At 64.9% G+C, this 23021-nt stretch carries 24 protein-coding genes; 6 read left to right on the top strand and 18 right to left on the bottom strand.

What is annotated here, in order from left to right; all coding sequences use genetic code 11:
- Positions 1-10 precede the first annotated feature (10 nt).
- The 3 genes from F6X61_RS14940 (at position 11) to F6X61_RS14930 (ending at position 2723) form a co-directional block, all read left to right on the top strand.
- On the top strand, positions 11-808 hold the full coding sequence (locus tag F6X61_RS14940) for a transporter substrate-binding domain-containing protein (RefSeq protein WP_167409836.1): 798 nt from the start codon (positions 11-13) through the stop codon (positions 806-808).
- A gap of 225 nt (positions 809-1033) precedes the next feature.
- Positions 1034-1996, top strand: coding sequence for an amino acid ABC transporter permease (locus tag F6X61_RS14935; protein ID WP_153787266.1), 963 nt, complete (start codon positions 1034-1036; stop codon positions 1994-1996).
- The gene (locus tag F6X61_RS14930; RefSeq protein ID WP_153787270.1) at positions 1989-2723 is read left to right on the top strand and encodes an amino acid ABC transporter ATP-binding protein; all 735 of its coding nucleotides are present in this window, start codon (positions 1989-1991) and stop codon (positions 2721-2723) included. The genes F6X61_RS14935 and F6X61_RS14930 overlap by 8 nt, the downstream gene beginning before the upstream one ends.
- A 115-nt stretch (positions 2724-2838) precedes the next feature.
- On the opposite strand, the gene F6X61_RS14925 is transcribed toward F6X61_RS14930, so the two are convergent.
- From F6X61_RS14925 to ubiE, 11 genes are all read right to left on the bottom strand, one after another.
- On the bottom strand, positions 2839-4791 hold the full coding sequence (locus tag F6X61_RS14925) for a methyl-accepting chemotaxis protein (protein ID WP_153787265.1): 1953 nt from the start codon (positions 4789-4791) through the stop codon (positions 2839-2841).
- 171 nt (positions 4792-4962) lie between these two features.
- A complete protein-coding gene (locus F6X61_RS14920) occupies positions 4963-6879 on the bottom strand; it encodes a methyl-accepting chemotaxis protein (RefSeq protein WP_153787264.1) in 1917 nt (638 codons plus the stop codon).
- A 99-nt stretch (positions 6880-6978) separates the two neighbouring features.
- Positions 6979-7686 carry a 16S rRNA (uracil(1498)-N(3))-methyltransferase gene (locus F6X61_RS14915; RefSeq protein WP_153787263.1) on the bottom strand — a complete coding sequence of 236 codons (708 nt, stop codon included), beginning with the start codon at positions 7684-7686 and terminating at the stop codon, positions 6979-6981.
- Positions 7683-8474, bottom strand: coding sequence for a twin-arginine translocase subunit TatC (tatC, locus tag F6X61_RS14910; protein ID WP_153787262.1), 792 nt, complete (start codon positions 8472-8474; stop codon positions 7683-7685). Before tatC ends, F6X61_RS14915 begins: the two co-directional genes overlap by 4 nt.
- The gene (gene tatB / locus F6X61_RS14905; protein ID WP_153787261.1) at positions 8471-8848 is read right to left on the bottom strand and encodes a Sec-independent protein translocase protein TatB; all 378 of its coding nucleotides are present in this window, start codon (positions 8846-8848) and stop codon (positions 8471-8473) included. Before tatB ends, tatC begins: the two co-directional genes overlap by 4 nt.
- A gap of 3 nt (positions 8849-8851) precedes the next feature.
- Positions 8852-9124 carry a twin-arginine translocase TatA/TatE family subunit gene (locus tag F6X61_RS14900; protein ID WP_028688374.1) on the bottom strand — a complete coding sequence of 91 codons (273 nt, stop codon included), beginning with the start codon at positions 9122-9124 and terminating at the stop codon, positions 8852-8854.
- A 171-nt stretch (positions 9125-9295) separates the two neighbouring features.
- Positions 9296-9631, bottom strand: coding sequence for a phosphoribosyl-ATP diphosphatase (locus F6X61_RS14895; RefSeq protein ID WP_050707262.1), 336 nt, complete (start codon positions 9629-9631; stop codon positions 9296-9298).
- A gap of 2 nt (positions 9632-9633) precedes the next feature.
- Complete coding sequence (gene hisI, locus F6X61_RS14890) at positions 9634-10026, bottom strand: phosphoribosyl-AMP cyclohydrolase (RefSeq protein ID WP_153787260.1); 393 nt, start codon at positions 10024-10026, stop codon at positions 9634-9636.
- 73 nt (positions 10027-10099) lie between these two features.
- On the bottom strand, positions 10100-11713 hold the full coding sequence (gene ubiB / locus F6X61_RS14885; RefSeq protein WP_153787259.1) for a ubiquinone biosynthesis regulatory protein kinase UbiB: 1614 nt from the start codon (positions 11711-11713) through the stop codon (positions 10100-10102).
- The gene (locus F6X61_RS14880) at positions 11710-12333 is read right to left on the bottom strand and encodes an SCP2 domain-containing protein (RefSeq protein ID WP_110994131.1); all 624 of its coding nucleotides are present in this window, start codon (positions 12331-12333) and stop codon (positions 11710-11712) included. The genes ubiB and F6X61_RS14880 overlap by 4 nt, the downstream gene beginning before the upstream one ends.
- Entirely contained in the window at positions 12333-13103 is a 771-nt protein-coding gene (gene ubiE, locus F6X61_RS14875; RefSeq protein WP_050707258.1) for a bifunctional demethylmenaquinone methyltransferase/2-methoxy-6-polyprenyl-1,4-benzoquinol methylase UbiE, read from the bottom strand. The genes F6X61_RS14880 and ubiE overlap by 1 nt, the downstream gene beginning before the upstream one ends.
- Before the next feature lie 125 nt (positions 13104-13228).
- On the opposite strand from ubiE, the gene F6X61_RS14870 reads away from it, so the two are divergent.
- From F6X61_RS14870 to F6X61_RS14860, 3 genes are all read left to right on the top strand, one after another.
- Complete coding sequence (locus F6X61_RS14870) at positions 13229-13504, top strand: polyhydroxyalkanoic acid system family protein (protein ID WP_110994133.1); 276 nt, start codon at positions 13229-13231, stop codon at positions 13502-13504.
- A gap of 245 nt (positions 13505-13749) precedes the next feature.
- Positions 13750-14166: a phasin family protein gene (locus F6X61_RS14865; RefSeq protein ID WP_153787258.1), complete on the top strand. Its 417-nt coding sequence runs from the start codon at positions 13750-13752 to the stop codon at positions 14164-14166.
- Between the two features lie 10 nt (positions 14167-14176).
- Positions 14177-14908 carry a phasin family protein gene (locus F6X61_RS14860; protein WP_153787257.1) on the top strand — a complete coding sequence of 244 codons (732 nt, stop codon included), beginning with the start codon at positions 14177-14179 and terminating at the stop codon, positions 14906-14908.
- A gap of 86 nt (positions 14909-14994) precedes the next feature.
- On the opposite strand, the gene F6X61_RS14855 is transcribed toward F6X61_RS14860, so the two are convergent.
- The 7 genes from F6X61_RS14855 to hslV all read right to left on the bottom strand — a co-directional run bounded on the left by F6X61_RS14855 (position 14995) and on the right by hslV (position 22907).
- Positions 14995-15609: a TetR/AcrR family transcriptional regulator gene (locus F6X61_RS14855; protein WP_153787256.1), complete on the bottom strand. Its 615-nt coding sequence runs from the start codon at positions 15607-15609 to the stop codon at positions 14995-14997.
- 4 nt (positions 15610-15613) lie between these two features.
- Positions 15614-17296, bottom strand: coding sequence for a class II poly(R)-hydroxyalkanoic acid synthase (gene phaC, locus F6X61_RS14850; protein WP_153787255.1), 1683 nt, complete (start codon positions 17294-17296; stop codon positions 15614-15616).
- Positions 17297-17473: 177 nt separating this feature from the next.
- Positions 17474-18325 carry a poly(3-hydroxyalkanoate) depolymerase gene (gene phaZ / locus F6X61_RS14845; RefSeq protein WP_153787254.1) on the bottom strand — a complete coding sequence of 284 codons (852 nt, stop codon included), beginning with the start codon at positions 18323-18325 and terminating at the stop codon, positions 17474-17476.
- A gap of 64 nt (positions 18326-18389) precedes the next feature.
- The gene (gene phaC / locus F6X61_RS14840) at positions 18390-20069 is read right to left on the bottom strand and encodes a class II poly(R)-hydroxyalkanoic acid synthase (protein ID WP_153787253.1); all 1680 of its coding nucleotides are present in this window, start codon (positions 20067-20069) and stop codon (positions 18390-18392) included.
- 336 nt (positions 20070-20405) lie between these two features.
- A complete protein-coding gene (locus tag F6X61_RS14835) occupies positions 20406-20783 on the bottom strand; it encodes a gamma-butyrobetaine hydroxylase-like domain-containing protein (protein ID WP_125465841.1) in 378 nt (125 codons plus the stop codon).
- Between the two features lie 176 nt (positions 20784-20959).
- Entirely contained in the window at positions 20960-22303 is a 1344-nt protein-coding gene (gene hslU, locus F6X61_RS14830; protein WP_125465840.1) for an ATP-dependent protease ATPase subunit HslU, read from the bottom strand.
- Positions 22304-22376: 73 nt separating this feature from the next.
- The gene (hslV, locus tag F6X61_RS14825) at positions 22377-22907 is read right to left on the bottom strand and encodes an ATP-dependent protease subunit HslV (protein WP_011536056.1); all 531 of its coding nucleotides are present in this window, start codon (positions 22905-22907) and stop codon (positions 22377-22379) included.
- Between the last annotated feature and the right edge of the window lie 114 nt (positions 22908-23021).

The raw sequence follows: 23021 nt of genomic DNA, 5'->3' as shown, positions 1-23021 counted from the left end.
CTTGGTGATGATGAAGAAATACCTGTCGCGACTGCTGGTCGGTGCCACCGCCCTCATCGCGGTAACCGCCGCCCAGGCCGGCGCCATCGACGACGCGGTCAAGCGCGGCACCCTGCGGGTCGGCATGGACCCGACCTACATGCCGTTCGAGATGACCAACAAGCGCGGCGAGATCATCGGCTTCGAAGTCGACATCCTCAAGGCCATGGCCAAGTCCATGGGCGTCAAGCTGGAGACCGTCTCCACCGCCTATGACGGCATCATCCCGGCCCTGCTCACCGACAAGTTCGACTTCATCGGCAGCGGCATGACCCTCACCCAAGAGCGCAACCTGCGCCTGAACTTCAGCGAACCCTTCATCGTGGTCGGCCAGACCCTGCTGATCCGCAAGGAACTGGCGGGCGAGATCAAGTCGTACAAAGACCTGAACAACGAGAAGTACCGCATCACCTCCAAGCTCGGTACCACCGGCGAGATGGTTTCCAAGAAGCTGATCGGCAAAGCCAAGTACCACGGCTACGACAACGAGCAGGAAGCGGTGATGGACGTGGTCAACGGCAAGGCTGACGCCTTCGTCTATGACGCGCCGTACAACGTGGTGGCGGTGGAGAAGGCCGGCGCCGGCAAGCTGCTGTTCCTCGAAGAACCCTTCACCTACGAGCCGCTGGCCTTCGGCCTGAAGAAAGGCGACTACGACAGCATCAACTTCATCAACAACTTCCTGCACCAGATCAAGCATGACGGGACCTACGATCGTATCCACGACAAGTGGTTCAAGAACAAGGACTGGCTGAAGGAAATGGAATAAGGCCCAGGCCACAAGCCCAGGCTTTGACCCCGACGCGCAGGTGGCGCTGAGGGTGGTTGGTCGAGGATAGCGGCTGTATTCGACGGCCTCTTCGCGGGTAAACCCGCTCCCACAGGTATCGCCAAACCCTGTGGGAGTGGGTTTACCCGCGAAGAAGTCTACGCAACCTCACTGGCCATCTCAGAAGCCCACCTAGCGCGTTTCGCATTTACGGAAGTACCCCACGTGATCAAACACAAGAAAGCACAGTGGCCCTGGCATGGGCTGACCGCGCTGGTCCTGGTGGGCCTGGCGTTCAGCCTGTACCTGGCCACCTCGATGATTTCCTATGAGTGGCGCTGGAACCGCGTTCCGCAATACTTTGCCTACAAGGCCGAGGAAACCCAGCGTGCCGCCAACCCAGGCACGGTCGAGGAAATCGTGGTGTCCGGCGACAACGCCCGGGTCACCCTGAAGGATGAAAGCGGCGATACCCAAGTAGTCGAAGTGGCCAAGGACAGCATGCTGCTGGCCCGTGGCGACGACGTCGCCGAAGGCGATGCCATCGGTGTCACCCGCCATTGGGCCGCCGGCCCCCTGGCCTGGGGCCTGTGGACCACGCTGTGGCTGTCGGTGGTTTCCGGCGCCCTGGGCCTGGTGATCGGTTTGTTTGCCGGGCTGTGCCGGCTGTCGAACAACCCGACCCTGCGTGACCTGTCCACGGTCTACGTCGAGCTGGTGCGCGGCACGCCGTTGCTGGTACAGATCTTCATCTTCTACTTCTTCATCGGCACCGTGCTCAACCTGAGCCGCGAGTTCGCCGGGGTAGCGGCGCTGGCGCTGTTCACCGGCGCCTATGTGGCCGAGATCGTCCGTGCCGGCGTGCAGTCGATCGCCAAGGGCCAGAACGAGGCGGCACGCTCGCTGGGCCTCAACGGCGCCCAGTCGATGCGCCACGTGATCCTGCCGCAGGCGTTCAAGCGTGTGCTGCCGCCGCTGGCTGGGCAGTTCATCAGCCTGGTCAAGGACACCTCGCTGGTGTCGGTGATCGCCATCACCGAACTGACCAAGAGCGGTCGCGAAGCCATTACCACGTCGTTCTCGACCTTCGAGATCTGGTTCTGCGTGGCAGGCCTGTACCTGCTGATCAACCTGCCGCTGTCGCACATCGCCAGCCGGCTCGAGCGGAGGCTTGCGCAAAGTGATTGAAGTCCGTGACCTGCTGAAAGTCTTCGACACCCGTGGCCAGGTGGTGCGCGCGGTGGACAACGTCACCACCCAGGTCGCCAAGGGCGAAGTGGTGGTGGTGCTCGGCCCGTCCGGTTCGGGCAAGTCGACCTTCCTGCGCTGCCTCAACGGCCTGGAGCATTTCGACCAGGGCCATGTCGCCATCGACGGCCTGCAACTGGCCGACCCGAAAACCGACATCAACGCCTACCGCCGCGAAGTCGGCATGGTGTTCCAGCACTTCAACCTGTTCCCGCACATGACTGTGCTGGAAAACCTGTGCCTGGCGCAGAAGGTGGTGCGCAAGCGCGGCAAGGCCGAGCGTGAAGCCAAGGCCCTGGCGTTGTTGCAGAAGGTTGGCATTTCGCAGAAGGCCAACGAGTACCCGTCGCGCCTGTCCGGTGGCCAGCAGCAGCGCGTGGCGATTGCCCGTGCCCTGGCGATGGAGCCCAAGGTGATGCTGTTCGACGAACCGACCTCGGCGCTCGACCCGGAAATGGTCGGCGAGGTGCTGGACGTGATGAAGACCCTCGCGCAAGAAGGCATGACCATGGTCTGCGTGACCCACGAAATGGGCTTCGCCCGTGAAGTGGCCGACCGGGTGCTGTTCTTCGATCATGGCAAGCTGCTGGAGGATTCGCCGCCCGGGCAGTTCTTCGACGCGCCGAAGGATCCGCGGGCACAAGCCTTCCTGCGCCAAGTGCTATAAGCGCAGGAGTTCACGTGGGAGCGGGCTTGCCCCGCGATGGGTCCAGCAGGTAATGCTGGTCTGATCGCGGACCAAGTCGCAGCGGCACACCGCCGCTCCCACGAGCTTGCCTGCGTTACAAGCTGAACCGCCCCACCATCCCCCGCAATTCCCGCCCCAACTGCCCCAACTCGACGCTGGACGCCGCCGTTTGCTCGCTGGCCGTGCTGGTCTGGTCCGACACGTCGCGCACGTTCATCACGCTGCGGTTGATCTGTTCGGCCACCACGCTCTGCTCTTCGCTGGCCGTGGCGATCTGCTGGTTCATGCCCTGGATGGTCGAGACGGTCGCGGTGATCTGCCCGAGCGCTTCACCGGCCTTGCGGCTGAGCTCGACGCTCTGCCCGGTGAGGCGTTTGCTGTCGTCGAGCAACCCCATGACCTGCTCGGTGCCGCTGTGCAGGTTGCCGATCAGTTGCTCGATCTCTTCGGTCGACTGCTGGGTGCGTTGGGCCAGGCCACGCACTTCGTCGGCGACCACCGCAAAGCCGCGTCCTGCCTCGCCGGCACGCGCGGCTTCGATGGCGGCGTTGAGCGCCAGCAGGTTGGTCTGCTCGGACACCGACTTGATCACGTCGAGGATCGAGCCGATGCGTTGGCTTTCTTCTGCCAAGTGGGCCATGGCCTGCTGGCAGTGCTCCATCTGCCCGGCGAGCTGCTCGATGCGTTCGATGGCCTGGGCCACCACCTGGTCGCCCAGCTGCGCCTGATGATCGGCGGTGGTTGCGGCCTGCGACGCCTGTTCGGCGTTCTGTGCCACTTCCTGCACCGTAGCGCTCATCTGGTTCATCGCCGTGGCCACCTGGTCGGTCTCTTCTTTCTGCTGGCCGACCCGGTGCTGGGTTTGCTCGCTGACCGTCGCCAATTCGTCCACCGCTTGCGACAAGCGGGTGACGCCATGGTCGATACCGCCCAGCAGCTCACGCAGGCTCAGGGTCATGGTGCGCATGCTGCCCTGCAGTTGCCCAAGGTCGTCGTTGCGGGTGACATCGTCTATCTGGCTCAAGTCGCCCTTGGCGATACGTTCGGCCTGACGCAAGGTCTGTTTCAGCGGCGCGGTGATCTGCTGGCTGATCAGCCAGGCCGCAAGGCTGCCGATCAGCAGGGCGAGCAGGGCGACGCTGGTCATCAGGCTCAGTGACGCCAGCGCCTGTTCGTCGCGCAGGGCGATCTGGTTGTCGCTGAGTTCGCGGCTGCTGCTGGTGATCTGGTTGCCCAGCTGCTCCATGTTGTTCTGCAGCAACTCAACGGCGATCGCCGCGGCTGCATACTGGCCCAACTGCTCGCGATAGCGGGCCAGGCCTGCGGCGACAGGGGCGGCGACGCGAGTGTCCAGGCCAAGGCCCTGGAGCAACTGATCGAGCTCACCGAGAGTGGCTTGGGCTGCGTTCAGGGCGGGTTGGCCGACCTCGGCAAAGCCTTGCAGTGGTTCGCTGAAGTAGGCGGGTACGGCGGCGCGTTGGCCGGCCATTTCCACATGCCGGCCGAGTGCCTCGATCAGGTTGAGCGCCCGCCCCTGGGCGGCCGGCTGGTCCAACTGGCTCAAGCGGCTGATCAGTTGGCCCTGCAGGGCACTGATCTGCTGGTCCAGCTCGGAGGCCCGGCCGAGCAGGCTTTCGCGTTGCTGGCGGCGGGTCAGCGCATTCTGTTGGAGCTTTTCGAAGTCGGCCCGGTAGCGTGCCAGCAGATCATGCTTTTCGGCGATCAGGCGCACGTTTTCCGCTGACAGGTAGCGCGGGCGCATGGTTTCGATCAAGGCTTCGAGCTGGTCGATCGTCTTGCCAAGCTGCGTGCGGCTCTGGTCATCCTCGAGCACGCGGAACGTGATGCGCTCGGCGCGCAGGTCCTTGGCCAAATCGTTGAGTTGGGCGATCTGGGTGAGCTTTTCCGAGCGGTCGATGGCATCACTCAGGGCCTGCCAGCCGGTCAGGGTGGTCAGCAGGGTGAGCAGCAGCACCAGGGCAAAGCCCATGGCCAGCTTGAGGCGCACGCTGAGGTGGCCGAGCATGCGGTTGAGCGGTCCGAGCATGGTGAGTCTCCGGCGATGAGGGCGCCCTGCGTCAGGCGGGGCGTGGACATCCTGCTCATCGGCCGGAAAAGCGTAAGACTGTACCTGTGAATGGCGTAGGAGGTTTCCCTTCGACGCATAGGAGAAGTCGTGGCCGGCTTACCCCGAGGGGCCCGGCCACGACGGGGGGCGTTACAGCCTGAACTTGGCGACCAGACCCTGCAGGTGGGTGCCCAGCCGCGCCAACTCGACACTGGAGCTGGCGGTCTCTTCACTGGCGGCGGAGGTCTGGTCGGAGATATCGCGTACGTTCATCACGCTGCGGTTGATCTCCTCGGCCACCGCGCTCTGCTGCTCGGCAGCCGTGGCGATCTGCTGGTTCATCGCCTGGATCGACGAGACGGTGCGGGTGATGGTTTCCAGCGAGCCGCCGGCACGCCGGGTCAGCTCGACGCTGCTGTCGGTGAGGCTGCGGCTGCTGTCCATCACGCTGGCCACGCGCTGGGTGCCATTCTGCAGGCCGGCGATCAGCTCTTCGATCTCTTCGGTCGACTGCTGGGTGCGCTGGGCCAGGCTGCGCACCTCGTCGGCGACCACGGCAAAACCGCGCCCGGCCTCGCCGGCACGGGCGGCTTCGATGGCCGCGTTGAGCGCCAGCAGGTTGGTCTGTTGCGCCACCGACTTGATCACGTCGAGCACGCTGCCGATCTTGTCGCTTTCAGCCTTGAGCTGGTTCATCGCTTCGCTGGAGTTCACCACTTCGTGGGCCAGGCGCTCGATCTGGTTGATCGCCTCGGTCACTACCTTGTCGCCTTCGCGGGCCTGCTGGTCGGCCATCAGCGCCGCTTCCGAGGCCTGTTCGGCATTGCGCGCGACTTCCTGCACGGTGGCAGCCATCTCGTTCATGGCGGTGGCCACCTGGTCGGTCTCGACCTTCTGGTTGTTCACCCCGGCGCTGGTCTGTTCGGTCACCGCCGACAGCTCCTCGGCGGCGCTGGCGATCTGCGTGACGCCGTCGCCGATGCCGCTGATCAGCTGGCGCAGGCCCTGGGTCATGCGCTGCATGCTGGCCTGCAGCTGGCCCAGCTCGTCGCGGCGGTCGGCCTGCAGGTCCTGGCTGAGGTCGCCGTTGGCCACGCGCTCGGCAGCGGACAGGGTCTGGCGCAGGGGCACGATGATCTGCCGGGTAATGGCCAGGGCGGCCAGCACACCCAGCAGCAGCGCCAGGGCGGTGGCGCCGGCGAGCAGGGTCTTGGCTTGCTGGGTGCCCTGGTCGCGGACTTTGGTCTGCGACAGGGTCATTTCCTGGCTGGCGCTGAGCAGCAGCTGGCCTTGGGCGGCCATGCGCTGCAGGTTCTGTTCGCTGGCGGACTGGGCGCTGCCGAACTGGTTCACTGCGTCACGGTAGGCGGCCAGGGCCTCGGCGGCATCGTCGAGGCTGGCGGCGTATTCGGCGGGGAGCTTGGCCGGCAGGGCCTTGAGTACGGCCATGGCCTGGTCGATGGCGGTGAGCGCGGTCTGCTGGAACTCGGCCTTGCCGCTGTAGGTGTAGCCGCGCACCTGGAAGCGCGCCTGCTGCAGCAAGGCGCTGGTTTCCACTGCTTGCTGGTATTGCTGGATATCGCCGCCCTGCAGCAGGCGCTGCTGGACCTTGCTGATCAGCGCGGCAGCCTTGTCGGCGCTGTCGCCCAACAGGCCACGGCTGGCTTCGCGGCGTTGGCCGGCCTGCTTGAGCTCGGCGAAGGCCTGCTGGTATTCGCGTACGGCGCCTTGTTGCTGGTCCAGGCGCTGACGGTCGGCGGGGAGCTCGATCTGGCCGAGCATCAGCTGTACCTGGCGCTCGAGGTTGGCCAGGGCTTTATCCAGCTCGGCCACCGAGGCCTCGTCGCGGTTGCGCTCATAGTGCTGGCGAGCGATACGCAGGTCCTGGGTGTACTGGTGGATGACCGAGATATTGCCGAGCTTGTCGCCCCGGCTGGTCACGCCGTCGATCCCCATCCACCCGGTGAAGGTGATGCCCAGGGTGAGCAGCAGCACCAGGCCGAAGCCGATCCCCAACTTGCGATTGACGCTTACATTCCCCAGTGACTGGGCAAACCAACGGTACATAGACGACTCCCCGGCGCATGGCAGTGCGGATTATTGTTTTGTTGCCAAGGCCATCGGCGTGCGTTGGGGAAACTTGATGGGTAAAAGCTGACCCGTTTGTCAGAAAATTCGCGAAAGCAGGGCAGTCACAGCCGTTTCGACCCGCAGGATGCGATCACCCAGCTGCACCGGCGCCAGGCCGGCCTTGTGCAGCAGGTCGACTTCATACGGGATCCAGCCGCCTTCGGGGCCGATCGCCAGGGTTACCGGGCCTTCCACGCCGCGCGGGCAGGCCGGGTAGGGGCCAGGGTGGCCGACCAGGCCGAGGGTGCCGGCAGCGATGGCGGGCAGGCGGTCCTCGACGAAGGGTTTGAAGCGTTTTTCGATGATGACTTCCGGCAAGACCGTATCGCGGGCCTGCTCCAGGCCCAGGATGAGGTTTTCCCGGATCGTCTCGGGGTTAAGGAAAGGCGTCTGCCAGAAACTCTTCTCGACCTTGTAGCTGTTGACCAGGATCAGCCGCCCAACGCCCATGGTGGCGATGGTCTGGAACAACCTGCGGAGCATTTTCGGCCGCGGCACGGCCAGCACCAGGGTGAGCGGCAGCTTGGCCGGTGGCGGCTGGTCGAAGGCCACCTGAAGCTCGGCTTCATGGCCTTCGAGGCGGACCACCTCGGCCTTGCCCATCAAACCGTTGATACGCCCGACGCGCAGGCTGTCGCCCACCGCCACGCCGTGGATCTCCTGCATGTGGGTGAAACGGCGGTCGGCGAGGACGACGCGGTCGGCCGACACGAAGTCGGCCTCTTCGAGAAGCAACAGGTTCACGGTTGGGTCGCAGGCGGTTGGTCGTTGTGGTCTTGGTTCTGTTCGTCGCGTTCGTGGCTGCGCTTGCGGATCAGGCTGCCGCATAGCACGCCGATCTCGAACAGCAGCCACATGGGCACGGCCAGCAGGGTCTGGGAGAAGATGTCCGGCGGCGTCAGGACCATGCCGACCACGAAGCAGCCGATGATCACGTACGGGCGGATCTTCTTCAGGTACTGCACGTCGACCACGCCGATCCATACCAGCAGCACCACGGCCACCGGGATCTCGAAGGCCACGCCGAAGGCGAAGAACAAGGTCATCACGAAGTCGAGGTAGCTGGCGATGTCGGTCATCATCGACACGCCCTCGGGGGTGGCGCTGGCGAAGAAACCGAAGATCAGCGGGAACACCAGGAAGTAGGCGAAGGCCATGCCGGCGTAGAACAGGAAGATGCTCGACACCAGCAGCGGGATGGCGATGCGCTTCTCGTGCCGGTACAGCCCAGGCGCGATGAAGCCCCAGATCTGCTGGAGGATGAACGGGATCGCCAGGAACAGCGAGACGATCATGGTCAGCTTGAACGGCGTGAGGAACGGCGAGGCCACGTCGGTGGCGATCATCGTCGCGTTGGCCGGCAGGTGCGCGCGCAGCGGCGCCGACACCAGGGTGTAGATCTGCTGGGCGAAGGAGAACAGCCCGGCGAAGATCAGGAAGATGGCGGCGACGCATCGCAGCAGGCGGGTGCGCAGCTCGGTCAGGTGCGAAACCAGCGGCATCGGCTGGTCGTTTTCCGGATTTTCGCTCATGGGGCTCGCGGCGGTGGTGGCGGCTCGGAGGGTTGCGGCGCAGCGGCAGGTGGCGTCGGTGCTGCGTCGGCGGCGGGTGCTACAGGGGCTGCGGATGCATCAGTGCCGGGTTGGGCGGCAGGCGGTGCCAGTGGATTGAGGATGCGCTTGGCTTCCTGTTCCATCTGCAGGATGTGCTCGTTGTGCAGCTGACGGCGGATGTCGTCGGCGCCGATTTCACGCTCGACCTCCATCTTGATCGCGTTGAAGCTGCGCTTGAGCCGGCCGATCCACAGGCCCGCGGTGCGCGCGGCGCCCGGCAGGCGCTCGGGGCCGAGCACCAGCAGGGCGACCAGGCCGACGAGCAGCAGCTCGCTGAAACTGATGCCGAACATGGGTCAGTCTTTCCGCTGCGGCTCTTGGACCGGCTGCGCCTGGCCCTCGATGGTGTGGCCCTGGGCCTGCTGCGCGGTGTTCTGTACCGGTGGCACGGGCTGGGCGGGTGGCGGGGTCTGCTCGGCCGGCTTGGTTTCTTCTTCGTTCATGGCTTTACGGAAGCCCTTGATCGATTCGCCCAGGTCGCTGCCGAAGTTCTTCAGCTTCTTGGTGCCGAATACCAGCACGACGACGACCAGCAGGACGATCCAGTGTTTCCAGTCGAAAATGCCCATCTCAAACTCCTGAAAATGTGTGTCTGTCTTTCGGGCCCTGGGGGCTGCTTTGCAGCCCATCGCGACACAAGGCCGCTCCTACAGGGGGATAGCGAATCGTTCAGGCGACGCGGGCTCCTGTAGGAGCGGCCTTGCGCCGCGAAAGGGGCGCAAAGCGCCCCCGGCAATCATTCAGGCAGACGGCTGTCGCGCCGCCTTCTCGTCGTGGCCGGACAGCCCGAACCGGCGCTCCAGCTCATCGAGCACCGCCTGCGGGTGCTGGCCCAGCGCACTGAGCATCACCAGGCTATGAAACCACAGGTCGGCTGTCTCATAGATTACATCGCTGTAATCCTTGCTGGCGGCGGCATCCTTGGCGGCGATGATGGTCTCGATCGACTCTTCGCCGAGTTTCTCGAGGATCTTGTTCAGGCCCTTGTGATAGAGGCTGGCCACATAGCTGCTGTCGGGGGCGGCGTGCTTGCGTTCTTCCAGCACTTCGGCGAGGCGGTTCAGCGTGTCGCTCATGTTCAGTGTCCTGCGCTGTAGATGGCGTCCGGGTCCTTCAGGACCGGATCGACGATTTTCCACTGGCCGTCTTCGTAGACGCGGTAGAAGCAGCTTTCGCGGCCGGTATGACAGGCGATATGGCCCAACTGCTCGACCATCAGGATGATCACGTCGGCGTCGCAGTCCAGGCGCATTTCATGCAGCTTTTGCACATGGCCCGACTCTTCGCCCTTGCGCCACAGCTTGCCCCGCGAACGCGACCAGTAGATGGCGCGGTTTTCGGCGGCGGTCAGCACGAGGGATTCACGGTTCATCCAGGCCATCATCAGCACGCGCCCGGTCTTGTGGTCCTGGGCGATGGCCGGTACCAGGCCATCGCTGTTCCACTTGATCTCGTCCAGCCAGTCTTTCATCGTCGACTCCAAACCGGGCCCGCTCCCGTACCGGGCCCCTGTGCGCTAGTGTGCCAGCCAGCCGCGCGGCTGGCTATCGGCGCACGATCAGGTACAAGCCTGCGGCCAGCATCAACCAGGCCGGCCACGCCGCCGGGGCGCTCAGGCTCACGGCGCCGGCGGCGAGCGTGGCGCCGCCGGTCAGCAGGCCGGCACCGAGCAGGCGCAGCGCCCAGTTGTCGCCCTGGCGACGGCGCTCGGGCAGTTGCGGGTCGTGCAGGTGCGGCTGCGACAGGCGTTCGAGCAGGTCGCGGGTCATGTCGGCCAGGTGCGGCAGTTGCTCGGCCTGGCTGTACAGGTTGCCGAACACCGCCTTGGGGCTCATGCGCTCGCGCATCCAGCGTTCGAGGAACGGCTTGGCGGTGCTCCACAGGTCCAGGTCGGGGTACAGCTGGCGGCCCAGGCCTTCGATGTTGAGCAGGGTCTTCTGCAGCAGCACCAGTTGCGGCTGGACTTCCATGTTGAAGCGTCGGGCGGTCTGGAACAGGCGCATCAGTACCTGGCCGAAGGAGATGTCCTTGAGCGGTTTTTCGAAGATCGGCTCGCAGACGGTGCGGATCGCCGCCTCGAACTCGTTGACCTTGGTCTGCGCCGGTACCCAGCCCGAGTCGATGTGCAGTTGCGCCACGCGGCGGTAGTCGCGCTTGAAGAAGGCGATCAGGTTGCGCGCCAGGTAGTCCTGGTCCTCGGCGGTGAGGCTGCCGACGATGCCGCAGTCGATGGCGATGTACTGCGGGCTCCACGGTTTGACCGTGCTGACGAAGATGTTGCCCGGGTGCATGTCGGCGTGGAAGAAGCTGTCGCGGAACACCTGGGTGAAGAATACCTCGACACCGCGCTCGGCCAGCAGCTTCATGTCGGTGCGCTGGTCGGCCAGGGTGGCCATGTCGGTGACCGGCACGCCGTAGATGCGCTCCATCACCAGCACCTTGGGCCGGCAGAAGTCCCAGTACACCTGGGGTACGTACATCAGCTCCGAGCCTTCGAAGTTGCGTCGCAGCTGGCTGGCGTTGGCCGCCTCGCGCAGCAGGTCGAGCTCGTCGTAGATGGTCTTTTCGTAGTCGCCGACGATCTCTACCGGGTGCAGGCGGCGGGCATCGGCCGAGGCGCGCTCGGCGGCCTTGGCGATCAGGAACAGCCAGGCCAGGTCCTGGGCGATTACCGGCTTCAGGCCCGGGCGCACCACCTTGACCACCACTTCTTCGCCGCTTTTCAGGCGTGCGGCATGCACCTGGGCCACCGAAGCGGAGGCCAGCGGCTCGACGTCGAAGCGGCTGAACACCTCGCCAACCTTGGCTCCCAGCTGCTCTTCGATCAGCGCCACGGCGTGCTGCGGGTCGAACGGCGGCACCCGGTCCTGCAGCAGCATCAGCTCGTCGGCGATGTCGGTGGGCAGCAGGTCGCGGCGGGTGGACAGCAGCTGGCCGAACTTGATGAAGATCGGCCCCAGGTCCTGCAGCGCCAGGCGCATGCGCGCACCACGGCTAAGCTCGAGGGGTTTGCGCGGCAGCCAGCGCCAGGGCATCAGCAGGCGCAGGCTGGCCAGCCACCAGGGCAGCAGGGGCTGTTCGAACAGCAGGTCATCGAGGCGGTAGCGGATCACGACGCGCTGGATGCGCAACAGACGGCGGACGGCGAGCAGCTTCATGCGTTATCGCTGGTATCAAGAGTGTGGGCGAGGCGGCGCAGGCGCGCCTCGAGACGTTCGATGTCGACTTTCAGCGCATCGAGTTCGCTGAACGCCGCTTCGGCTTCGCGTTTGCCGACCAGGGTGCGGGACTCTTCGGCCAGGTACTCGGAGAGGTTCTGGCTGAACCGGGCCAGGCCTTGCCTGGTCCAGCGCGCGCGCAGGCGCACGTGGCCTGCGAGCAGCGCGGTGGGGACCGGGCCGAGCCAGCGTTGCAGCTCGTGCTCCCAGTCCAGTTCCAGGTCCTGCAGCACCGCGACCAGATCGAGCAGCGCGGCGCTGTCACCGTGCAGTTCGACCTGCGGGCTGTGCAGCACGGCGCTCTTGTCCTTGCTCAGGGCCAACTGGGCCAGGCGCCCGGCCGGGGCGCGCAGGGTGCAATCGACCTCGCCCTCCCAGTGGGCGGCCAGCATCAGACCTTCTTCATCGGGCAGCACGAACAGCTTGAGGGCCGGCTGCACGCAGTCGATCTCGATGACCTGGCCTTCCAGCGCGGCCAGCCGCGGCAGTGCCGTGCTGTCCATGCGCAAGACCCGGTTGAGGCCGTGTTCGACGCTGGCGAGAAGGCCGGCCAGGAGCATCAGGGTTTGATCCCCCGGTGCACGGCGACGATGCCGCTGGTCATGTTGTGGTAGGTGACGCGGTCGAAGCCGGCCTCGACCATCATGCTCTTGAGGGTTTCCTGGTCGGGGTGCATGCGGATCGACTCGGCGAGGTAACGGTAGCTCTCGGAGTCGTTGGTGATCAGCTTGCCGGCCAGTGGCATGAAGGCGAACGAGTAAGCGTCGTAGGCCTTGGACATCAGCTTGTTGGTGGGCTTGGAGAACTCCAGGATCAACAGCCGGCCACCGGGCTTGAGCACGCGCAGCATCGAGCGAATGGCTTCGTCCTTGTGCGTCACGTTGCGCAGGCCGAAGGCGATGGTCACGCAGTCGAAGTGGTTGTCCGGGAACGGCAGCTTCTCGGCGTCGGCCTGGACGAACTCGATGTTGCCGGCCACGCCACGGTCGAGCAGACGGTCACGGCCGACCTTGAGCATCGAATCGTTGATGTCGGCCAGCACCACCTGGCCGGTCGGGCCGACCAGGCGCGAGAACTTGGCCGCCAGGTCGCCGGTACCACCGGCGATGTCCAGCACCCGGTTGCCGCTGCGCACGCCGGACAGCTCGATGGTGAAGCGCTTCCACAGGCGGTGCATGCCGCCGGACAGCACGTCGTTCATCAGGTCGTACTTGGCGGCGACGGAGTGGAAGACCTCGGCGACTTTCTTCGCCTTCTGGCTCTCGGGCACGTCCTGGTAGCCGAAGTGGGTGGTGGGTTCGGCGTGGTCGCCTTTGCGCTGGTCGGTCATTTCGCTTCACCAGAAAAAAATTACCGCCATTCTAGGGGCATCGGGCGGATTTGTCTTCGCGGGGTGTGCCGTGGCGGGGTGGCGGGCATAATGGCGATTATGTCTACATCAGCAGGAACACCCGCATGACCCAGATCAGCGTCGAACGCAAACACTCCCTCGGCCGCGAAGCCGCCCGCGCCAAGGCCGAAGCGCTGGTGGACAAGCTCAGCCGCGAATACGACCTCAAGGCCAGCTGGAACGGTGACCGGGTAGACGTGACCCGCAGCGGTGCCAATGGCAGCGTGCACATCTTCGACGACAGCATCCGCGTCGAGCTCAAGCTGGGCATGATGCTGTCGATGATGGGCGGCACCATCAAGGGCGAGATCGAGCGGGCGCTGGACAAAGCGCTGGCCTGATGCCGCAGGGGCCTTGCTGTTTGCAGGAGTGGGCTTTGTGGGAGCGGGCTTGCCCCGCGATGGCGATTGCCTGGGATGGCGCTATCGCGGGGCAAGCCCGCTCCCACGAAGTCCGGCACACAATACCTGCACCCACCATCGCCCCACCTTAGGGTGAGGATTCTAATTTTTTTGCCTACCTTCACGCTCAAGCCCTACCACCCTGGGCCCATCCTCCCTCCCCAAATGAGCATGAGGTACAGAGCATGGCCAAAGTGAATATCAAGCAGGACGACGCCCAGGGCACCCTGGGCGAAGTGCGCGGCTACGCGCGCAAGATCTGGCTGGCGGGCATCGGCGCTTACGCCCGTGTCGGCCAGGAAGGCTCCGACTACTTCAAGGAACTGGTCAAGGCCGGTGAAGGCGTCGAGAAGCGCGGCAAGAAACGCATCCATAAAGAACTCGACGCGGCCAACCACCAGCTCGACGAAGCCGGCCAGGAAGTGACCCGCGTGCGGGGCAAGGTCGAGGTCCAGCTGGACAAAATCGAGAAAGCCTTCGACGAGCGCGTCGGCCGCGCCTTGAATCGCCTCGGCATTCCGTCTAAACATGACGTTGAGGCGTTGTCCATCAAGCTTGAACAGCTGCACGAGCTGCTCGAGCGCGTCGCGCACAAACCATAAGGAGAGCAGGATGGCTGGCAAGAAGAACACCGAGAAAGAAGGCAGCTCCTGGATCGGCGGAGTCGAGAAATACTCGCGCAAGATCTGGCTGGCAGGCCTGGGTATCTACTCCAAGATCGACCAGGATGGTCCGAAGCTGTTCGATTCGCTGGTGAAGGATGGCGAGAAAGCCGAGAAGCAGGCGAAGAAAAGCGTCGACTCGGCGGCCGACACGGCCAAGTCCGCCACGACCTCGCGGGTATCGGACGTCAAGGAACGCGCTCTGGGCAAGTGGAGCGAGCTCGAAGAGGCCTTCGACAAGCGCCTGAACAGCGCCATCTCGCGCCTGGGCGTGCCCAGCCGCAACGAGATCAAGGCACTGCACCAGCAGGTCGACACGCTGACCAAGCAGATCGAAAAACTGACCGGGGCTTCGGTCACGCCGGTGTCCAAGGCCGCCGCCAGCAAGACGGCTGCCAAGCCACTGGCCAAGGCCGCTGCCAAACCGGCCGCCAAGACCGCCGCGGCAAAACCGGCTGCCAAGCCTGCGGTTAAGACCGCTGCAGCCAAGCCGGCTGCTGCCAAGCCTGCGGCCAAACCGGCAGCGGCGAAGAAGCCGGCAGTCAAGAAAGCGCCAGCGGCCAAGCCTGCTGCAGCCAAGCCGGTAGCCGCGGCACCTGCCGCCACCGCCGCACCGGCGCCGAGCGCGGCCCCGGCCAGCGCCACCCCGTCGGCACCGGTGAACGCAGCCGCCCAGGCCTGATACCGCGTCGCCTTCATCGCGGGGCAAGCCCGCTCCCACAATGGCTACTCAGGCCAGCGTGGGAGCGGGCTTGCCCCGCGATCATTTCATCCCTCCAGATACCTCATCGCCAGCCGCTCCGCCGCCGTGCGCGCCGGCGCCTGCAAGTGCGGCGCCACCAGCATCATCACCTGGTACACCACCACCCCCACATCACCTTCACGCCCCAGTACGCGCTGGTAATCCAGCGAACAGATCAGGGTCAGGGCGATCTGTTCCACCAATTGCCCCAAGGCTTGCGTTTCGCTGGTCACCAGGCCCTGGCTCTTGAGGCTGGCCAGCAGCGCGGCGAGGGTGCGCTTGAGCGCGTTGATCAGGCTGCGCATGCCGCGCGCCAGTTTGGGCAGGCGCCCGGTGAGGTTGGACAGGTCCTGGAACAGGAAGCGGTACTGGGCCATGCGCTCGACGATCAGGTGCAGGAACAGCCAGTAGTCCTCGGCGTCCAGGCGCACGTCCAGCGGTGGGTCCAGCAGCGGCATCAGCTGTTCTTCGAAGCGCTCGAACAGGCCGATCACCAGCGGCTCCTTGCCGTGGAAGTGGTAGTACAGGTTACCCGGGCTGATCCCCAGTTCGTTGGCGATCTCCAGGGTCGAGACGTTGGGTTCGCCCTGGCGGTTGAACAGCAGCAGGGCGCATTCGAGGATACGGTCGCGGGTCTTCATCCAGTCAGCGTGCCAGTACGTAGGTGCCTGGCGCGGGGCCCAGCGGTGGATAGGTGGCGTTGCCCAGTTCGTTGCGCGGTGCCTTGAGCGTGCCGGAGCGCTGGCCGATCCACTCCAGCCACTGCGGCCACCAGCTGCCGTCGCGGCGCTCGGCATCGTAGAACCAGGCGCGCGGGTCACCCGACAGCTTGGGGTTTTCCAGGTAGTAGGCCTTGGGGTTGCCGGGCGGGTTGATGATGCTCTGGATATGCCCGCTGTGCGACAGCACGAAGCGCCGATCACCACCCAGCAGCAGCGCCGAGCGGTATACCGCGTCCCACGGGGTGATGTGGTCGTTGCTGCCGGCCACGGTGAAGCTGTCCAGGTCGACCTGCTTGAGGTCGATGGGCGTACCGCACACCTCCAGCCCGTCGGGGTGGGGCAGGGGGTTGTGCTTGAAGAAGTCCAGCAGGTCGCCGTGCAGGGCGGCCGGCAGGCGGGTGTTGTCGGCGTTCCAGTAGAGGATGTCGAAGGCCGGCGGGGTCTTGCCCATCAGGTAGTTGTTGACCCAGTAGTTCCAGATCAGGTCATTGGGCCGCATCCAGGCGAAGATCCGTGCCACCTCGCCGCCGTCGAGCACGCCGCGCTGATACGAGCGGCGCTTGGCCGCCTCGAGGGTCTGTTCGTCGGCGAACAGGCTGGCGGGGCTGTCGAACTGGCTGTCGAGCAGGCTCACCAGGTAGGTGGCGCTGCGCACCTTGCGCAGTTGGTTCTTGGCTTGCAGGTGGCCCTGCAGCGCGGCCATGGTCAGGCCACCGGCACAGGCGCCCATCAGGTTCGGGTCGCGGCTGCCGCTGATGCTGCGGCATGCGTTGAGCGCCTCTTCGAGGGCCTGCACGTAGCTCGACAGGCCCCACTCGCGGTGGCGCGGGTCGGGGTTGCGCCAGCTGATCATGAACACCTGCAGGCCGTTCTTGAGCATGTACTGGACGAAGCTGTTGGTCGGGCTGAGGTCGAAGATGTAGAACTTGTTGATCTGCGGCGGTACCACCAGCACTGGCCGGGCGTACTGCTTTTCGCTCATCGGCTTGTACTGGATCAGCTCCAGCAGCTCATTGCGAAACACCACCGCGCCAGGCGTGGCGGCGAGGTTGCCGCCGACCTCGAAGGCGCGCTCGTCCACCTGGCGTGGCAGCCCGTCGTTGTGGCGCAGGTCGTCGAGCAGATGGCTCACGCCCCTTAACAGGCTCTGGCCGCCGGTATTGAGCAGCTCCTTGACCGCCAGCGGGTTGAGCAGCGAGTTGCTCGGGGCGATGGCGTCGTTGATCAGGTTGAACAGGAACTGCGCGCGCACGCGGTCGTCATGGGACAGCGAGCTTTCCTCGACCCACAGGCGGGTCTGTTTCTGCCAGGCCAGGTAGGCCTGCAGGCTACGCCGGTAGAACGGGTTCTGGCTCCAGGTCGGGTCGCTGAAGCGGCTGTCGCGCGCATGCGGCTGGAACGGGGTGTCGCCGAGCATCACCCGGCCCAGGGTGCCGCCCAGCTCCAGCAAGTGCTTTGCCGTGTGCAGCGGGTGGCGCAGGCCATGGCGGCCGACATGGCGCAGCGTCGAAAGCAGGTCGCGGCCGCGCAGGCCAGTGATGGCGTTGCGCACGTTCATGCTGGTGGCCGGGGCTGGTGTCGTCCCTGTTGCCGGTTTGTCTTTCATGCCAACACTCCATCGTTATAGCAATCGGGCCGGTATGGCGGTACTGCGGATCACTGCCTGACCCAAAAGAGACCTGTGGGAGCGGCTTTAGCCGCGAACACCGGCGTAGCCGGTGCCATTCACCGTGTCGCTTGCTTCGCGGCTAAAGCCGCTCCCACAGACGCCAGCGAGTCTGCATCAGCCGCCAGTGGCGGGCCGGGGGTGCATGACCGCGCGCTGGCGCTCTTGCTGGAGGAATTTCATGATGATCGGGGCGACGGCCTCGGCCCGGGTGATCAGGAACAGGTGGCCATCGTCGATTATGTGTAGCTGGGCATTGGGAATCCGCCAGGCCAGCAGGCGCATGTTGACCAGGGGGATCAGCGGGTCGTCGTCGCCGGCCAGCACCAGGGTGGGTTGCTGGATCTTGTGCAGCCAGTGGATGCTGGTCCAGCCAAGCCCGGCGAACAGTTGCCAGTAGTAGCCCACTTTGCCGCCGGAGCGCACCTTCGAGGCGTGGTGCAGCGCCAGGTCGGGGTCGCGGCGAAAGGCGCCGCCGTAGATCATGGGGGCGATGCGGATCACGTGGGAGGGCTGGATGTAGCGCCGGGGGCTGGCCATCAGCCACAGCACCTTGGGCTTGCCCGGCACCATCACCGCACCGGCGGCGGTGGCGGCCAGCACCAGCTTCTTGCAGCGCTCGGGGTAGTCGTGGGCGAACTGCTGGGCAAGCGCCCCGCCCCAGGACACACCGATGGCATTGACCTGGCCGTAGTCGAGGTAGTCGAGCATGCGCGCGGTCAACTTGGCCAGGCCAGGGAAGCGGTACGGGTGGCGCGGCGTCGACGAGCCGCCGACCCCGGGCACGTCGAAGGCGATCACTTCCAGGTCCGGGTCCAGCGCCTCGATGAACGGGAACACCAGTTCGAGGTTGGCGCCGATGCCGTTGAAGATCAGCAGCGGCGTCAGGTGCGGCTTGCCCGGGCGCACCGCGGTGCGGATGGACTGATCGTCCAGCTCGACGGTGCGGAAGATGTAGGGTTGCGGCATACGCGTGACTCTGGGGTGAAGGTAGCGCCGCGATGCGCCTGCCGGCACATCGCGGCGGTTGGGCTCAACGCTCGTGCACGTAGGTTCCCGGTGCCGCCTCGCCTGCGCCATAGGTGCGGTTGCCCAGGCGGGTCGGCGCCTTCTTCAGTTCCCCGGCGCGATCGCCCAGCCACGTCTGCCAGTGCAGCCACCAGGAGTCGGCGTGCTTGACCGCGTTCTCCTGCCAGGCCAGCGGGTCGTCCGGGCGGTCTTCACCGGTCATGAAGCGCGCCTTGGGGTTGCCCGGCGGATTGAGGATGCTCTGGATATGGCCGCTGTTGGACAGCACGAATTCGATCTTGCCGCCGAACAGGTGCGCCGAGCGGTAGCACGACTGCCATGGGGTGATGTGGTCGGCGGTGCCGGCGACGCTGAAGATGTCGCAGTCGACCTGCTTCAGGTCGATGGCGGTGCCGCACACCTCCAGGGCATTGGCGCGGATCAGCGGGTTGTTCTTGAACATTTCGATCAAATCGCCGTGGAAGGCGGCCGGCAGGCGCGTGGTGTCGTTGTTCCAGAACAGGATGTCGAACACGGGCGGTGAATTGCCCAGCAGGTAGTTGTTGACCCAGTAGTTCCAGATCAGGTCGTTGGGGCGCATCCAGGCGAACACCTTGGCCATGTCGCTGCCCTCGAGCACCCCGGACTGGTAGGAGTGGCGCTTGGCGGCCTCCAGCGTCTGCTCGTCGACGAACAGCGCCACATCGGTGTCGATCGTGGTGTCGAGTACGCTGACCAGCAGGGTCAGGGCGTTGACCTTCTTCTCGCCCAGGGCCGCGTAGTGGCCCACCAGCGCGGTGCAGGTGATGCCCCCGGAGCAGGCGCCGAGCATGTTCAGGTCCTTGCTGCCGGTGATCGCCAGCACCGCGTCGACCGCTTCCTTGAGGGCGTCGATGTAGGTGGACAGGCCCCACTCGCGCTGGGCCTTGGTCGGGTTGCGCCAGCTGATGATGAAGGTCTGCTGCTGCGAGCGCAGGCAGAAGCGCGCCAGGCTCTTTTCCGGGCTCAGGTCGAACACGTAGAACTTGTTGATCTGCGGCGGCACCACCAGCAGCGGGCGGCTGTGCACCTGCTCGGTGATGGGTTTGTACTGGATCAGTTCGAGCACGTCGTTGCGGTACACCACCGCGCCTTCGCTGGTGCCCAGGTTCTTGCCCACCTCGAAGGCTTCCATGTTCACCTGGCTGGGCATGCCGCCATTGTTGACCATGTCCTTGGCGAGGTTGGACAGCCCGTCGAGCAGGCTCTTGCCGCCGGTTTCAAAGAAGCGCTTGACCGCCGCCGGGTTGGAGAGGGTGTTGGTCGGCGCCATGGCTTCGGTCATCAGGTTGATGACGAACTGGCCACGGATGATGTCCTGGGGCGACAGGTCGCTTTCGCCGATCCAGTCGTTGAGCTCCTTGCGCCACGCCAGGTAGGTCTGCAGGTAGCGACGGTACAGCGGGTTGTTGCTCCAGGCCGGATCCTGGAAGCGACGGTCGTCGCCACCGGGCTGCAGGCTGGATTTGCCCAGCAGCACGTTCTTCAGTTCCAGGCCGAAATGCGCCACGTGCTTGGCACTGTGCAGGGGTTGGCGAACCGCCTGGCGCAATACCGTACGCGCCGACGTGAGCAAATCCTTACGGCGAATGCCGATGACCGGGTTCAGCCCCAGGGTGTTCTCCGAGGCCTGCCGCTGCAACTCATCGTTGTTCTTGTTACTCATCTACGACGCTCCGTTGTCCTGAGACGAGTACCGGTGTGCTGTGACAGCCCGGTACTGCTACTCGGGTGACCAGTGATAAGGAACAGCGGTGCTGCGACCGGATGCGTGTCGATGATGAGCTGCGGGGGTTTCTGCGTGTGAAGACAACCTGCTTTCGCTCGCGACCTCTACATACCGGCCTGGCCCTGCCTGCCGAAAAGGCGATGCAGGGAACTTGCCAGCTCCATTGGTTACCCGACTTTCATGTAATGCGCAAGACAGCCAGTCTTTGGCCGCCGTTCACGCATTCAAGCAGATGAGATTAGAAAATGCGCTCTAAAACCTGGAGGCCCCGCGCTAGAGCATCAGCTTGACGACCGATTCGGCGGGGTCGCGGGATTTGCCGGCCTTGTGCAATTCATCCAGATACTCGGCCCACAGCTGTTCCTGGCGCAGGCACAGTTGCTCGAGGTATTCCCAGGTGAACAACCCTGAGTCATGGCCGTCGTCGAAGGTCAGTTTCAGTGCGTATTGGCCGGCAGGCTCCAGGCCGCTGAGGCCTACGTTGATCTTGCCAAATTGCAGGATGGGATTGCCGTGGCCCTGGACCTCGGCGGAAGGGGAATGCACCCGCAGGAATTCGGCAGGCAGGTGGTAGACCTCGCCGGGGGCGTAGGTGAGGGTGAGGGTTTTCGAGGCTTTGTGCAGGTTGATGGCAGTGGGCAGGCGGGCCATGGGCTGAATCTCTCGGGAGCTGATGAAGCTAGCTTCGAGGTTCTTTGACAGGGATTCAAGGCCCTATCGCGGGGCAAGCCCGCTCCCACGCTGGAATGGACTGCCCCAAGAAGTTGGACACCAACCCTTGGGGGTAGTCCATTCCAGCGTGGGAGCGGGCTTGCCCCGCGATGGTCTTACAGGATGTAGCGCGACAGGTCTTCGTTCTGCGCCAGCTCACCCAGGTGGCTGTTCACATACGCGGCGTCGATGTGGATCGGCGTCTCGTCATGGGCGCTGGCCAGGTCACCGGCACTGAACGACACCTCTTCGAGCAGGCGCTCGAGCAGGGTGTGCAGGCGGCGGGCACCGATGTTCTCGGTCTTCTCGTTGACCTGGAAGGCGATCTCGGCCAGGCGCTTGAGGCCCTCGTCGGCGAACTCGATGTTCAGGCCTTCGGTCTTCAACAGCGCTGCATACTGCTCGGTCAGCGAAGCGTGCGGCTCCTTGAGGATGCGCTCGAAGTCTTCCGGGGTCAGGGCCTTGAGCTCGACGCGGATCGGCAGGCGACCCTGCAGCTCGGGCACCAGGTCGCTCGGCTTGCTCAGGTGGAACGCACCGGAGGCGATGAACAGGATGTGGTCGGTCTTGACCATGCCCAGCTTGGTGTTGACGGTGCAGCCTTCGATCAGTGGCAGCAGGTCGCGCTGCACGCCTTCGCGGGACACATCGGCGCCGCCGACGTTGCCGCGCTTGGCCACCTTGTCGATTTCGTCGATGAACACGATGCCGTGCTGCTCGACCGCTTCCAGGGCCTTGGCCTTGAGCTCTTCGTCATTGACCAGGCGGCCGGCTTCTTCGTCGCGGACCATCTTCAGCGCGTCCTTGACCTTCAGCTTGCGCGCCTTGCGCTTGCCCTTGCCCATGTTGGCGAACAGGCTCTGCAGCTGGTTGGTCATCTCTTCCATGCCGGGCGGCGCGGCGATCTCGACACCGACCGCGTCGGCCACTTCGATCTCGATTTCCTTGTCGTCCAGCTGGCCTTCACGCAGGCGCTTGCGGAACAGCTGGCGGGTGTTGGAGTCGCTGCTCGACGGCGCGGCCTCTTCGGCGAAGCTGCTGGTACGCGCCTGCGGCAGCAGGGCGTCGAGGATGCGGTCTTCGGCGGCGTCTTCGGCGCGGTGGCGCACACGCACGATCTCTTGCTCGCGGAGCATCTTCAGCGCGGCATCGGCCAGGTCGCGGATGATCGACTCGACGTCACGGCCGACGTAGCCGACTTCAGTGAACTTGGTCGCTTCGACCTTGATGAACGGTGCGTTGGCCAGCTTGGCCAGGCGACGGGCGATTTCGGTCTTGCCCACGCCGGTGGGGCCGATCATCAGGATGTTCTTCGGGGTGACTTCGGCACGCAGCTCGGCAGGCAGCTGCATGCGCCGCCAGCGGTTGCGCAGGGCAATGGCGACGGCGCGCTTGGCGTCGTCCTGGCCGATGATGTGGCGGTTCAGTTCGTGAACGATTTCGCGGGGGGTCATGGACATGATCAATAGGGTCCTAAGGCGCAGTCATCAGTGTGGAAAAGTCCCGCCGAGGGCGGGACGCCAAAACAACTGATCACTCGGCCAGGTCCTGCTCCTCGATGGTCAGGTTGTGGTTGGTGAACACGCAGATGTCGCCGGCGATGTTCAGGGCGGCCTCGGTGATTTCCCGGGCCGACAGGTCGGTCTTGTTCAGCAGGGCGCGAGCCGCGGCCTGGGCGTAGCCGCCGCCGGAACCCATGGCGATCAGGCCGTCTTCGGGTTCGACCACGTCGCCGTTGCCGGTGATGATCAGGGAGGCGTCCTTGTTGGCTACTGCCAACATCGCTTCCAGGCGGCTCAGGGAACGGTCGGTACGCCATTCCTTGGCCAGCTCGACGGCGGCGCGCACCAGGTGACCGGAGTGTTTCTGCAGCTGGGCTTCGAAGCGCTCGAACAGGGTGAAGGCGTCGGCGGTGGCACCGGCGAAACCGGCGATGACCTGGCCGTTGTACAGGCGACGGACTTTCTTGGCGTTGCCTTTCATCACGGTGTTGCCGAGGGAAACCTGGCCGTCGCCGCCCATGACGACTTTGCCGTTACGGCGGACAGAAACGATGGTAGTCAAGGGAGAGTCTCCACGCAGCGGGGCGAAAATGCCTGATGCAGACTCATATGGGGGGAGGGGGGAAGGATTTCAACCGAGAGGGATGAATGGTTGTTTCAGGTCTTTGCCGGCCCC

Origin of the sequence: Pseudomonas sp. EMN2 (genome assembly GCF_009650555.1) — a bacterium.
GTDB lineage: Bacteria > Pseudomonadota > Gammaproteobacteria > Pseudomonadales > Pseudomonadaceae > Aquipseudomonas > Aquipseudomonas sichuanensis.
Note: the sequence above shows the minus strand (reverse complement) of the source record. Positions and strands in the feature narration are given on the sequence as shown.